3 protein-coding genes are annotated in these 15,979 nt (G+C 36.4%); all 3 read left to right on the plus strand.

The window, feature by feature from the left end:
* Window positions 1-37: 37 nt before the first annotated feature.
* The 3 genes from EO244_RS03885 (at window position 38) to EO244_RS03895 (ending at window position 15,512) form a co-directional block, all read left to right on the plus strand.
* A complete protein-coding gene (locus EO244_RS03885; RefSeq protein WP_129253115.1) occupies window positions 38-493 on the plus strand; it encodes an Lrp/AsnC ligand binding domain-containing protein in 456 nt (151 codons plus the stop codon).
* A gap of 206 nt (window positions 494-699) precedes the next feature.
* Window positions 700-2,088: an aminopeptidase P family protein gene (locus tag EO244_RS03890; RefSeq protein WP_129253116.1), complete on the plus strand. Its 1,389-nt coding sequence runs from the start codon at window positions 700-702 to the stop codon at window positions 2,086-2,088.
* A 278-nt stretch (window positions 2,089-2,366) separates the two neighbouring features.
* Entirely contained in the window at window positions 2,367-15,512 is a 13,146-nt protein-coding gene (locus EO244_RS03895; protein ID WP_129253118.1) for a T9SS type B sorting domain-containing protein, read from the plus strand.
* Window positions 15,513-15,979: the final 467 nt, after the last annotated feature.

Genomic DNA, 15,979 nt, shown 5'->3' on the forward strand with positions numbered 1-15,979 from the left:
CCGTAGCTGTCAGTTTTTGCTATAAAAACAAACGAGAATGAAGGTTCAAATTGATGATGTTGATCAGAAAATATTATCTTATCTGATAAAGAATGCACGCATTCCATTTTTAGAGATTGCACGTGAGTGTGGTATCTCCGGTGCCGCTATACATCAGAGAGTAAAAAAACTTGAAGATGCAGGAATTATAGATGGATCGAGATTTATCGTGAAACCAAGAGCCTTGGGGTATGAAGTTTGTGCTTATGTTGGTATTTTTTTGGACCATGCACATCAGTACAAACAAGTGGTTGGGCGTATCGAAGCGATACCCGAAATTATTGAGTGCCATTTTACGACGGGGAATTTTACATTTCTTGTAAAGATGCTTTGTCGCGATAATCAGCACCTTATGGATGTGTTGATTAATACACTGCAGAATGTTCCGGGCATCTCAAAGACTGAAACATTTATTTCTTTAGACCAAATTATTGACAGGGAGATTCGTTTATAGTTAGCTGTAAAATTGAATAATATTTAAAAGACTTTTCGAAAGGAAAGTCTTTTTTTATTGACCATGATTAAGCTTTTTTAATAGGGGAAATTCCAAGTAAATTTTTATCTTTCGTCTGTTTTGACAGAGATGTACACTTTTTCGTTGAAGTTAGAGTGGTAAATTCTTTGATGAATTTGAATAATTACACCCTTAAACAACATATCATGTTTTCAAAAGAAATTTATATTAACAGACGTGAGAAATTACGTCAATCCATGAAAGATGGAATTGCATTATTCCTTGGCAACCCCGATGCACCAATGAATTGTGCTCACAATATTTATAAGTATCGTCAGGATAGTAACTTCTTGTATTTTTTCGGTTTAGATCATCCTGGTTTTGCTGGTGTTTGCGATATCGATAATAATAAGGACTATATTTTTGGTAATGATGTTGATATTGATGATATCATTTGGATGGGGCCACAGCCTTCAGTAAAAGATCAGGCAGCACAAGTAGGTATTGATGCAACGGCTCCTTTTTCCGATTTAAATAAGTTTATTTCTGAGGCAATGGAAGCAGGACGTAAAATTCATTTTTTACCTGTTTACCGTGCAGAGAATAAAATTTTATTGGAAGAATTGGTTGGTGTTAAACCAGCAGACATAAAAGATAATATTTCAGAGGAATTTATTAAAGCGATTGTAGCTTTGCGTGAAATTAAAGAACCATGTGAAATTGCAGAGCTTGAGAGAGCTGCTGAAACAGGCTATCAGATGCATGTAACCGCTATGAAAATGGCTCAGGATGGTGTTTACGAGAGAGAAGTTGCAGGTGAGGTTGAAGCTATAAGTCTCCGTGCCGGAGGGATGCTTTCTTTTCCTGCCATAGTTTCTAAACGAGGTGAGACGCTGCATAATCATGAGCATGGTAATTTATTAAAGAAAGGTGATTTATTACTTGTTGATTGTGGTGCTGAAACCGATACACATTATGCTTCTGATAATACTCGAACTATTCCAGTGGGAGGTAAGTTTACTCAAAAGCAGAAGGAAATTTATGAGATTGTTTTAGCTGCCATTAATAAAGGGACTGAATTGGTTCGTCCAGGAGTAACTTATCGTTCTGTTCATCTTGAAGTTTGTAAGGTGATCGCATCAGGTCTTATAAAACTTGGTTTAATGAAGGGTGATGCTGATTCAGCTGTTGCAGCCGGAGCTCACACTTTATTTATGCCGCATGGTTTAGGTCATATGATGGGCTTGGATGTTCACGATATGGAAGATCTTGGTGAGGATTATGTGGGGTATGATGATAAGGTTCAGCGTGCCAGTCAGTTTGGAACGGCTTATTTGCGTTTGGGTAAGGAGTTGAAACCAGGTTTTGTAATTACAAATGAACCAGGTATTTATTTTATTCCTGCATTAATTGACAAGTTTCAGAGTGAAAAGCAACACTTGGATTACATCAATTACGATAAGGTAAATGAGTACCGTGATTTTGGTGGAATTCGTCTTGAAGATGACCTATTAGTTACGGAAAATGGTTGTCAGCTAATTGGAAAAAGAATTCCTATTACGGTTGAAGACGTAGAAAATACTGTGCAGTCATAGTTTTTTTTATCGATATTTAGATTCAAGAGGCATCCATTTTTGGATGTCTCTTTTTTTTATAGTTTATATAAGCTATTAATTGCGTATCTTTGTTTATGTCAGTTAATCTAAAGAAATTGACTGTTGATCATCATGAATATGTTTCTTGTGTAAGAAATTAGATTAGGGCTATTTTTTTTGAATATATTGTATTAACATAAGTTATATCTTCTCTGGATCTGTTGTTTCGATCTTTTATTTTAAAATAATAGTAGTTTTAACCTCATCTCTACCTGGATATGGATACTAATACTGTGAATGACAAGCGAGCTTTATTAACTTCTTCGCTTCTATTAAGACTATTTGTAATTCTGGTCTTTAGTTTGTTGGCTCCCCAAGGATTTGCTCAATTGGATTACATCCATTATATACCGCCATTATATGATGGCTCTAACTCGGATAATGATATTGGTCGTAATGTGGTTGTGATTACAACTGATAGTAGAGATTTAATTGATGTGTGGATTTATAAGGGAGATAATAATTTATTAGCTCAGATACAAGTCTCTCGTTATCAACCATATCGTTATACGTTCGAAACCTCGCGTGCAGATAATTATGGTTTTATTACTTCTTACCCAACTGATTATGAATTTCCGTTTGGTGTTGTAGGGGCCAATGACTTGAATAAAGTCTTGGTTGATGCGGGATTAAAATTTGTTTCATATGATGCGCCTATATATGTCAATATGAGGCATGTGACGGAAGATCAGGGAGGATCCTTGACGACTAAAGGGCGTTTTGCAATGGGAAAAGAATTTCGGACGGGTCATGTTTATACTGCGAATGTTGGTGCAACTTTTAGACGGGCTCATTTCTTTTCTGTTATGGCAACTGAAGATAATACCACGGTAAAATTTACAGATATTAAAACAGAAGTTTTATCTCAGTTAGTAGCAGGAAGTATAGAGCCTCTTCCCATTTCGGCCCTTGATACCATTACAGTTTTATTGCAAAAAGGGCAAAGTTATGTTATCGGTATTGATCATGATGTCAAAGGATTTGATACCGGTAATATGAATGCCTTAAACGGGTCGCATATTTTATCAGATAAAGATATTGTTGTAAATACAGGCTCCTGGACATCGGGTTCAAGTGCTGGTCAGGATATGGGAATTGATCAAATTGTCCCATATGATCAAGTCAGAGATAAATATATTGTTCTCAAGGGAGAGGGTAATAGTTCCACAGAGGTCCCTATTGTTGTGGCAACTGAGGATGGAACCGATATTTATCTGAATGGAAGTTCTACGCCTATTAATTCCTTTCCTTTAAATGCGGGAGAATTTTATCTTATTACAACGGGAAATTACTATGATAATAAGGTGTATATAGATACAAAAGGGAAGAATGTTTATGTCTATCAAACTTTGTCAGGGAGTTCATCTAAAATAGGACCTACAGTAGGAATGAATTTTATAGCTCCCCTTTCTGCGACAGGGATGCACCAGGTTGATATTCCTTTTGCAGATAAGTTGGCAGAAGAAAGTGTGAATTCTGTGATAACAATATTAGCTCAAAATGGTGCTACAGTTAAGTATGAAAATATTATAAATGGAGTAACGACAGAAAGAGAATTTTTACCATCAGAATCTTCTGCGATTCTTGGAACTGATGAATGGGTGAGTTATAGAATGGATGCAGTTGTAGGCAACATTCGTTTTCAAAGTTCTCGTGCATTAAATGTGTGTTGGACGGTTCAAACTGGAGTTGTTGGTTCTGCTGGTTATTATTCTGGTTTTTCAAAAGCGATTCCTAAAATTATTCCGGATCTGCATGTTGATATGCAAACGGATCTTTCGGTCATATGCGAGAGTTTTAATGATAATATTGTCGTTGATTTTGTGTCAACCCCGGATCCTGATTTTTATGAATGGTATAGGAATTTAGTAACTGCGGATAGTCTGATATTTGAAAATGAAAAATTAAATGTGTTAGCGCCAGATATTCCTACAACATATATCCTGAAAGCATATTATAGAGATCCCTCATTGGATATTTTATATAATGGAGATTTTAGTAGTGGGCGCGGCAATTTTGAGACGGATTATGTCGAGGTTAGCGGAAATTTAAGAGAACCGGGTCAGTTTGCATTGACCTTTAGTCCTCAGAGTGAAAACTCGGCTTTCGAAGATTTTGATGATATGGAGGGGGGAGGCCTTATGTTTGTGGCTCAGTCTAATGAACCTGGAGATACAATCTATCAAAAATTGGACATTCCAATTGAAAGAGATTACAATTACATCTTAAAACTTCATGGAAGGATGGCTCAGCTTGCAAAGCCGCAGTTGATAGATGTGTATGTTAATGATGAGATCGTTAAATCAAATTTTTTAATTGATGATGTCACTGCATGGCAATCAGTTTCGTGTTTATGGAAATCAAAAGATAATCAAACAGCGACCATTTCTTTAATTGATGCAAATGCGAGTGGAGATATAGGTGTGTTTGCAATTGATAGTATCACGTTTATTCCTGCAGTTCAAGATTCTGCAGTATTTAATGCTTTGGTTGTTCCTAATTACAGTTTTACACCATATAATAAACCTCAACATTTTTGCATGGGGCAATTATCCGGGAATATTGATATCTCTAATGGGGATACGAGTTGGTATACTTATGTGTGGGAAAGAAAAAATGGTGAGAACGATTATATTCCGATTGCTGAACCGAATGTATCCGGTACTGATAGCTACAACTTAAGTTTTACTAATATAACTGCTGATAATGCGGGTATATATCGATGCTCGATTAATTTTAAGGAAGAATATCAGCAATGTGGAATGACTTTAGAACCTGCACAGGTAGAGGTAGAGGTTGTCGTTGACGAACTTGCTCGAATTGTTTCGCTTACAGAGCAGGCTGATTTATGTGAAGGAGAGTCTGCTGCTTTGGATGTTAATGTGGAGGGAAAGTACAGCCGAATAGCATGGTCGGTAAATGGTGTGGAAAAGGCTGAAGGAAAAGTATTTGATTTTAATTTGGATAAAGCATATGGAGCCGGGGTTTATACAATTCGTTGTGATATTGAAAATGCCTGTGAGCCTTTATCAAGAGAGATCGAGATTGAGATTTTTGGGAAACCAAATTTAACAGACTTATTAATTCCTTCAGGTTTGTGTGATCAGACTTCTGCAGATTTAACAGCTATTGTTGGTTTTGTCCCTGTTGGTGCAAGTCTGGAGTATTCATGGTATCGTGACAATAATTTAATTGCGACTAATAACTTATCGGTATTTTCAATTATACCGGATATGAGTGATTCCTATTATAAAGTGGCTGTAGCAGCCCGTTATAATATTGGTAATGTAGATGAGCATACCTGTATGGGAAATGTACTCGTGAAAAACTTGGCGTTGGATGCAGTTTTTCCTCAGGTTGTACTAATACCTTTGGACTCTAAAACCTTGTGTGAGGGGGTATCGTATTTGTATAATACCAAATTGGAAACATCGGGCGATTATTATACTTATAATTGGGAAGTTCCGGTTGGAGTTGCAGGAGATAAAACGAATGCGGATTTTAATCTTATCAATATAACACCTGATATGGCAGGTGATTATAAAGTAACGGTGAACAATCGTTGTGGTAGTGATTCGTCGACCAGTGTACTAACTGTTATACCTAAATTAAGAGTTACCGATATTACCATAGATAAGAATAGTCCTTATTGCGATGGCGAAATGGTGACAATTGATGTTGCTGATAATGGTCAGGCAAAGCTTTATACAGCTGAAAACACGACTATTGGACAAGAACAGGTTGTTAGTCCGATGACTAATCCATTTAGTTTTGCTGCGGATAATACAAATAAAGGACAGTGGGAGATTACAGCAGAAGGTAATTGCGGGACTATTTATCAAGAACTTTTTACCATTAATTTATTAGACAGTTTTTCTGATCCGAATTTGAATGATGTCACAACCTGTTTGGGAGAGGACGTAAGTCTTGAGGTACAGATTGAAACCATTCCATCCGGTTCGGGTTTGACTTATGCGTGGACAGATCCCAATGGTGATCCCATCGTTATTGCTGACCCCAATCCTAAAAATATTGTTAATATTGTTGATGTACAGGCTGATGAATTGGGCATTTATACTTGTGTTGTAAGTAATAAGTGTGGTTATTCAAAGACTGTTACAGCCAATTTGGATATAGAAAGTGTAACAAGTGCTCTTACAGCACCATTGGTTGAAGTCTGCCAGGGAACAGCAAATTACCGTTTTGAAATTACTACGGTTGGCACGCCAGAGTTTGCATGGCGATTTAATGATCCCGATGGAACTGTGATTAGTGCAGAAAGTTTTTACGAAATACCAGTGGTCGAAAAAGCAAATGAGGGAATTTATTATTGTGATATAACTCTTGCTTGTAGAACAGTCTTGAAATATCAAAGACAGTTGGTTGTGAATGAGCATATAACAGTTGTGGAAGAATCTCCGGCAACTGTAGATATTTGTCAGGGTGAGCAAGCAGAGCTTCGTATTAGTACCACAGGAGCAGTTGGTACAATTCAGTGGTTTGATAATGACGATAATGAATTGTTAGCCTACGCAGGCAAAACAAGATTGTCCACAGGTATCCTCAATACGCCTGGTACTTATACTTATAAATATCAACTGACAGGTGATTGTGAAAATCTAAATGGAGATTTCGATGTTGTTGTTCATGCCAAACCCAGCATTGAACCAATTGCACAAATTAATGCTTGTTCAGGTGATGTGAATCTAAATATGCTTGTTACAAGTATTGACCCTGCGACATCTTCCTGGTGGAATGCTGATGAAAGTTTAAAATTAGCCGATGGATTGAGTCATACTCTGACTGGAGTACCATACTCGGGAGATTTGTTGAGTTATGTAGCTTTAACCAATACAGCGTATTGTGGTGATGTAAAGACGACTGCTCAAGTTTATATTTATAAGCCAATAGCAGTTGTTTCAAATTCCGATCTTACACCCAAACCTTGTGTTGGTGAGCCGTTGAGTTTAATTGTGAAGGGAACTGGAGATAATTTGTCTTATAATTGGTTTAAGACAGATGCTCCTGCTGTTACATTATCCACTAGTACAATTCTTGATTTGGGACCTGCTGAATTAGCAGACCAAGGTGATTATCGTTGTGAACTTATATCCGGAAACGGATGTGGGAATCTTAATGTGGATTTTACTGTTGATGTGCGCGAGCATGCTAAAATTACTCTACAACCTCTTGCTCAGACGCCATGTGAAGATGATGCATCTGTGATTTTTAAAGTTGCAGGAATAGCGGAAGATTCTCCATCATATCAATGGTATAACGACAATATACTAATTAGTGATGGTGGTGATTTTGCAGGGACAACGACAACAGATTTATCTGTTTCGAATTTATTGGCACATGATACAGAATTATTTCATTGTAGGGTTAGTGGAGATTATTGTGATCCTGTTGAATCTGATAAAGTTAGTTTAATAGTAAATCGAAATATTACTATTACAAATCAGCCAGTTGCTATTACAATTGATGAGAATGGATCAGCAACTTTTACCATTATAGCTATAGGAGGAGATCCTATTTCATATCAATGGTACGAGAATGGGGTGAGTATGGGATCTACTCCAGCTTCTGCACAAACAGCTAGTTTAACTTTAACTTCAGTGCCATTGTCAAAAGATGGATCAATTTATTACTGTAAGGTTACCAACTTATGTGATGTAGAAGATAGCGATCCGGCAAGCTTGAATGTAAACATTGATAATAGAATAATAACTCAAGGTTTAAATACTGAGGCTTGTGATGGAAGTTCATTTAGTTTTACTGTGGATTATAAAAATACCACAACTAATTGTGTTTGGGAATATAACGATGGGACTGGGTTTACACCAATTGGTGGATTAGGGACTATTATTAATGGAGTTACATCGTCAACGTTGACAGTTACTACAGCAACAATGGCTATGGATACTTGGAAGTTCAGAGCTTTAGTACAGAGAACAGGTTATGTAGATAATGTCTCAAATGAACTTGAAGTAAAGGTATATAAACAAGTTGATTTTGATAATATTGCAGATGCAACGCTTTGTTTAAATGCGGGTAAAAGTTTTGCTGTGACAAATTTAACAGGTACTGGTCCTTTTAATTATGAATGGAAAAGAGGAGCCACTGTTCTGGCTTCAGGTTCAAGTTTAAATTTGAATTCAGCTGCCGCTATTGATGGTGGATATTCGATTGAAGTGGGTAATAATATATGTAGTCCTACAGTAAAAACCTTTAATATTGCTCATTATGCAGACCTGGTAATTACAGGGATTTCTTCAATTGACCCTGTTTGTGAGAATGTTGCAGAAAACTTAGTCGTAAGCATTACAAAAGATCCAGCTTTAGCCGAGACTTATACTTGGACCAAAGATGGGAACTCTCTTGTTGGAACTACAGATACGTATACGATCGATGGAACTAGTACATCGCAAACAGGGCTTTATAAAGTAGTCGTTAATGATGGGTGTGTAACGAAAAGTATAAGTTCGTATGTAAATGTTTTTGAAGACATTGCATTATTAACAAGTTCTCCTATTGCAACAGATCTTTGTGAGGGTGAAGATTTAAGTTTACATGTAACTGGTTCGGGAGATAATTTGTCGTACAATTGGTATAAAACAACTGCTCCTGCTACAAGTTTATCTACAAATGAAACACTTAATAAGTTAAATATGCTTGCAGCTGATGCTGGTGTGTATCGATGTGATTTAACTTCTGCTAGTGGTTGTAATACGGACTTTATAGAGTTTACAGTTAATGTAGGTAAACATGCAACAATAGATAATCCTCTTGATGTTAGTATGTGTCAAAATACAGGAAATGCATCATTTGATGTTGTAGCAACAGGAGAAGGGGATTTGACATATAAGTGGTATGATAATGATATTCTGATGGGGGGGGAAATTACAGCAAGTTTGTCTGTTAACAGTTTATTAACCAATAATGGTCATTCATACCATTGTGTGGTAAATGGAACATCGTGTGATGAAGCCGTATCTGAAAAAGCTGTCTTGACAGTAAAAGAAAATGTTGCTGTGACCAAACATCCGGTAAATGTTAGTGTTGCGGATGGTGGAACAGCTGTTTTTACAGTTGAAGCAAGTGGAACAGGACCTTATTTCTACTTATGGTATGAAGATACAGGCTCTGGGTTTGCAGCTATGCCAACAGAAACTTCAAGTACTCTAACTTTATCAGCTTTGTTAGCTGATAATGGTAATCAATATTATTGTAAAGTAACTGGTAACTGTACTTCAGTCAATAGTAATAATGCTTTATTAACTGTTGATGTAAACAAGAGAATAACTTCTCAAGCAGTAAATGCTGAAGCTTGTATAGGTGACTACTTTACTTTTATAGTTACTTATAAAAATACAACAGAAGCTTGTGATTGGGAATATGACTCAGGTTCCGGTTATGTTGCAATTGGTGGTTTGGGATCTTCAAATTTCACATCTACATCTTCGGTGTTGACCGTAAATTCAGCAACATTAGCTATGAATTCTTGGAAGTTTAGGGCTTTAGTTAAGGAAGGAATTTTAGCCCCAGATATTTCGGATGAAGTAGAAGTTAAAGTTTACGAACCTATTGATTTTAACGCTATAGCTGATGAAACTCTTTGTAAGAATAAAGGTGTCAGTTTTACTGCTAGCGGTCTGAGTGGAACAGGACCATTCTCATATGAGTGGAAACGTGATGTTACTTCAATAGGAACAAATTCGAGTTTGAGTTTAAGTGGAGTAGATGCAACAGATAATACCTATTCATTAGGAGTGAGTAATGGGGTTTGTCCTGCAACCACAAAGACATTTAATATCTCTCATTATGCGGATTTAGTTATTGATGGTATTACTGATATTGATCCGGTCTGTGAGAATGTTGCCGAAAATCTTAGTGTTAGTATTACTAAAGATCCGGCTTTATCTGATACTTATATTTGGACAAAAGATGGGGGCGCATTAGTTGGAACAACAAACACTTATACAATTGATGGATCGAGTACTTCTCAAACAGGACTTTATAAAGTTGTGGTTAATGATGGCTGTATGACAAAAAGTATAAGTTCATTTGTTAATGTTTTAAAAGATGTTGCTTTGTCAACAAGCTCGCCACTTACAAGCAACTTGTGTGAGGGTGAAAATTTAAGTTTACATGTTACCGGTTCAGGGGATAACTTATCATATAATTGGTATAAAACAACAGATCCAGCAACAAGTTTATCTACAAGTGAAACATTGGATATTTCAAATGTATTTGAAGTAAATAGTGGAATATATCGATGTGATTTAACTTCTGCTAGTGGCTGTAATACTGATTTTATAGAGTTTACTGTAAATGTGAGGAAACATGCTACCGTAAATAATCCTATTGATGATTTTATTTGTGAAGGAACAGGAAATGCATCATTTAATATTATTGCAACGGGTAATGGAACAATAGTTTATCAATGGTATGAGAATGATGTCTTAATTCCAGCAGCAACAACATCAACTTTGTCTGTTGCTAGTTTATTAGCTAATGATGGTAACTCTTACCACTGTGTTGTTAATGGAGATTTCTGTGATGAAGCAGTATCAGAGAAGGCGATTTTAACAGTTGGAGAAAATGTAACAATTACAAATCAGCCTGATGATATAAGTATAGATGAAAATGGATCAGCAACATTTACGGTAAATGCAACTGGTACAGGTTTATCTTATCAATGGTTTGAAAATGGTGTGAGTATGGGGAGTACGCCAGCGTCTGCTCAAACTAAAATCTTGAGTTTGACTTCTGTCCCATTAGCTCATAGTGGTTATGAGTATAAATGTGTTGTAAGTGGAACATGTACAAGCGAAGAAAGTGATCCGGCAATTGTTACTGTTATAGGTGAGAATAGAATCATCGCACATGCTGAAAATACGATTGCCTGTCAGGGAGAACCTTTTGCATTTGAAGTTCAGTACAAAAATACAACTACTGCCTGTGTTTGGGAGTATGATTCAGGTTCTGGCTATAACCCAATTGGAGGATTAGGAACCATAGTTTCTAATTCAACCTTATCAACACTAACAATTGCAGATGCCTCTGTAGCTATGAATAATTGGAAATTTAGGGCAGTTGTAAAGAGAACAGGATATGAGGATAATATTTCCAATGTAGTTAGTGTAAGAGTAGATGCTCCTGCTAGTTTTGATGAAATTGCAAGTGTGGAACTATGTAATGGTGTAGGAGCTAGTTTTTCTGTAAATAACTTGACAGGATCTACACCTAATAATTATCAGTGGAGTGAGGGAGTACGAAATTTAGGTACTAACTCAAGCTTAAATTTAATTACTGCTGATGCTACAGACGGAATTTATTCTGTTGGTGTTACTGCAGGAGTTTGTCCAGCTGTGGTAAAGACATTTACTATTTCTCATTATGACGATTTAGTATTAGATGATCTGATTCATGCTAATACGCTTTGTCCGGCAGATGATATAAATTTAAGTGTTGTTATAGTTGGTGAACCTGCACAATCTGCAATCTATTCATGGACGAAAGATGATGTTAATTTGGGGGTAACAACAGCAACCTACGATAAATTAAATGTTACTGGTGCAGAAAGTGGTTTGTATAAGGTTACAGTCAAAGACCACTGCATGTCTCAATCAAAATCAATTAATATTGATGTCTTAGATATTATAACAAAAGCATCTGCAGATTGGATAGATCAAACGCTTTGTGTTGGAGATGCTTTATTGCTTGAAGCTAAGGTAACAGGTGATAACCCAACTTATACATGGACAGTTCCTGCAGGAAGTGCAGATCCAGGAAATGTTGCGACTCTTAAGGTTGACGGAGTAGTTTTGGAAAATGCAGGCACATACACTTGTGTTGTGAGTGGAACTTGTGGTACAGATGTAACATATACCGTTGATATTATTATTAACGATGTGCCCAACATTACCGCAGGACTTGAAGCTCTAACAGGTGTTTGTGAGAATGAGCCATTGGTATTAGGTCCAATAGAGTATGATACAACCACCGGCGAAAGTATTCTTTGGAAGTTCAATGATGGCGTTATTGGAGGTGAAACATCAGAAAGCCTGAATTTAGCTAATGCAGATTTAGCTGAAGAAGGTAATTATCGGGTAGAAGTAACAAATGCCTGTGGAACTGATTTTAGTTTGGGATTTCAGGATGTTCATCCAATACCAACACTTGCATCTATTGGTAATCAAACAGCCTGTCAAGGTGAGAATGTTATATTTAGAGCTGTAACAACGGGTGAGGATTTAACTTATCGTTGGCTTATTGATGATGTTGTTCAGTCAGCATATGATGATAAATCTGAAATTGAGATTTCAAATATTCAACCAGAAGATGCTTATACGCCTAAAAACTACAAGGTTGAATGTCGGGTGAGTTCATGTAATACAGATCTGAATGAAACGGCTTATGTGCTTGTGAATCCTACTACCATTCTAAACACGTCTATCAAAGGGGAGGTCGTATATGTCGGTAGTCCTTATGTGTTTGATTTGGATATTACGGGTAGTAATTTAACCTATGAATGGCATCACATTCATACTGATAATACAGATGAAATACTTTTGGAAACATCTAAAACGCTGACAATTGATAATCTGAGTTTGGCCGATGCAGGAGAATATTCATGTAAGATAACTGGTGATTGTGGCGTTCGATTTACATCGGGATATTTGACTGTTAAAGATCCTTTAAAGATTGTTTCAGGCCTTGATAATCTCGCAGATATTGAAAAATGTTTTGGAGAGCCATTAAACTTGAATATTAGTGTTCAGGGGGAAGTATTCTCAATCAATTGGTTTAAAGGATATGATGATCTTAATCATCATGAGTTGAATTATTCAATACCAGAGCTTGATGTTTCTGATTCAGGAGAGTATCGTTGCGAAATTGTTGGAGAAGGAACTAGTGTATCGGAAACTGTAAATGTTGTTGTATATCAAACAACTGTATTGAATTCTGATTTAAAGGATAAGGTTTTGTGTGAGAATGAAAGTTTACTGTGGTCTCCTGATGTGTCAGGTTCTTTACTAACCTATGATTGGAAGCATAATGGAAAAACAGTATCTATCGACCCTGCTCTTAGTATTTCGAATACTCCAATGGATTCTGCAGGTATCTATTCTGTTGATGTTATCGGTAAGTGTGGGCTTGTTTCTACTGAGGCTAATCTGACATTAAAAAAATTACCATATTTTATAAGTAAGAGTGATGATCTTGAGAGGTGTGAGAATGACGCTGAGGCAATATTCACGGTAAATTATGGTGGTGATAATCTGCTTTATCAATGGCAAAAAGATAATGTTGATATAGAGGGTGCAAATAGCTCAGAACTTACAATTCAGAATCTAAGGACAAGTGATGCCGGAGCTTATAAATGTGTTGTGAGTTCAGCTTGTGGATTTGCTCCGGAAAACCCGGTAATGAATCTTGTTGTTATTCCTCAACTTAAGATTTTGAGTGAAAGTCCTGGTCTGGAAATCTGTGACGGCGAAGAAGCTCAGTTTATTGTAGAGGTTGATGGGACTGATGAGGTATATCAGTGGCAAAAGGATGGAGTTGCCCTTCAGGGAGAAAATGCTCCTCAACTGACAATACAACCTGCGAGTATTAATGAGGAAGGTTATTATACTTGTGAAATTTCCGACCGATGTACGGTTAAGAGATATTCTAATTCGAAGAGTTTAATCGTTAATGAATTACCAAATTCACAAATATTTGGACGTATGACTCTTTGTGTATTGGAAGACAGAGTGGCGTACAACACGTCAATTCAGCCTGATATTAATTATGGCTGGTTGGTTGAGGGTGGAGAATTTACTAGCCCGTCTGAAGGAGTTAAAACAAAGATTACCTGGGGAGATGTAATTGAAGATGGTAAAGTGAAATTGAAGATATTGAATGAAGCCACAGGTTGTTATTCTGAGGTAGACTCTTTGGTTACACTTCATTCTTTACCAAATGTTACATTAGCATCTTTGGAATCTAAGGGTATTTGTGAATCCGAATTTGATTTAGGCGGTGGTTTGCCAACAGGTGGTATTTATTGGGTGAATGGCGTTGCTCAGAATACATTTGATCCTTCAAAAGGAAATGGTGACTATCAGGTTCGATATTCGTTTACAGATAATTTTGGTTGTTCAAATACAACAGATGAAACAATCATGAGAATTGATTCTTTACCAGTTGTGAAGCTGGTTGAAGATGTGGTTGTTGGGGCTTGTAGTAGTAAAGAATTGAGTGCAGCGACTGAGGAGAATAATATTAAATGGTCACCAAGTCGTTATTTGGATGATCCTAATTCTTTAACGCCAACCTTTACATCAGGTGAAACGACACTTTATGTCGCAACAGTTGTTGATAAGCACGGTTGTGTTGGGAATGATATTGTAAATGTAACAGTAGCTCCATTGCCTCTTATTACAACCATAAATGATACGATAATAGGGGAATGTAAGGAAATTGAATTGACAACACATATTTCGGGTGATATTGCCGAAATTAACTGGTCTAATTCAGGAGATTTGGATAACTCTAAGAATTCTAATCCTAAGTTAATAAAACCTCATGTTGGGGTAACCGATTATCAAGTTAGTGTGACTGATAAATATGGCTGTGTTGGATCAGCTTCGATAAAAGTAGTTGTATTACCTAATCCGGAAATTGGTGAAGATCAATTCTTGTGTGAAGGAGAAAACCTTGTTGTTGATATAAAAGATTTATCTAATCCAATATGGAAGGATGGTTATACAGCTTGGGAAAGAATTATTGATAAACCTGGAGAATATGAATTAAGTGTTGAGGAAAATGATTGCGAACTTAAACAGAAGATTGTGATGAATCCTCTACCAAAATTTGAATTGGATAATAAGGATGAGTATCCGGGGATAGTCATTTTTGAGGGAGAAACATATACTCTTGATCCGGATCTTGATCCAGACTATGGACCATATGTATATGATTGGAGTGATGGTAGTGTATTGCCGCAATTGGTGGTGACAGAGTCAGGTATTTATAAGCTTAAAATTGAAGATAATTTTGGCTGTGTTGCAACAGATTCAGTTGCAATTGAGGTTAAGCCAATCGGAATTGAAGCGCCAAATGCATTTACACCACTATCGAAGAATGAAAATGATCATTTCTATTTGAAAGATATCAATGTTACAGATAAGTTTGAGATGTATATCTATAATCGTTGGGGAGAGCTTTTGTACAAAACCAATGAGGCTGGTTATGCTAATGGATGGGACGGGACTTATAAAGGTGCGGATTGTCCTGTTGGAGCTTATGTCTGGGTATTGATGTTGGATGGAAAAGTGAAAGAGAAAGGGAATGTAATTTTAGTGCGTTAAGAGTCGTAGAATATTGATTGAAAAAAGGAGTTGACCACTAAGGTCAACTCCTTTTTTGCATTAAAGATCAGTGCCAACTTAATCTTAAGGTGATTGAAATGAGATATTTGTTAAAAATGGGGTTGAATTTTAGATATAAATGGGATGAATTTGTCTTTGGTATATATATTGTTTAGCATATAAAAATAGCGTTTTGTCAATATTATACTTCTTTTGGTCATTGTTTATTGTAATGATTTAGCTTGAGTCTTATGACATTATAATTAATAATTGTTTTTAATACTATGAGCTTGTTTTCTTAATGTTTTGATTCATAGAGACTCGGTAATTCATCTGTATGATGTTTTGTTAAGAATTGGGTTTTGATGTAGTCTGAATATGATAATTGTTTGGGCGATGATTAGTTTGTTGTGTAAATTTGTTTTTGTATTCTTGTGTAAGAAAATAAGCTTTTAATCATTGAAATG

Source organism: Ancylomarina salipaludis (assembly GCF_004122035.1).
GTDB classification, from domain to species: Bacteria; Bacteroidota; Bacteroidia; order Bacteroidales; family Marinifilaceae; genus Ancylomarina; species Ancylomarina salipaludis.

What these genes read in the sequence shown, in the direction of transcription:
- EO244_RS03885 (WP_129253115.1), top strand. Translation starts at nt 38, where the DNA reads ATGAAGGTTCAAATTGATGATGTTGATCAGAAAATATTATCTTATCTG.
- EO244_RS03890 (WP_129253116.1), top strand. Translation starts at nt 700, where the DNA reads ATGTTTTCAAAAGAAATTTATATTAACAGACGTGAGAAATTACGTCAA.
- EO244_RS03895 (WP_129253118.1), top strand. Translation starts at nt 2,367, where the DNA reads ATGGATACTAATACTGTGAATGACAAGCGAGCTTTATTAACTTCTTCG.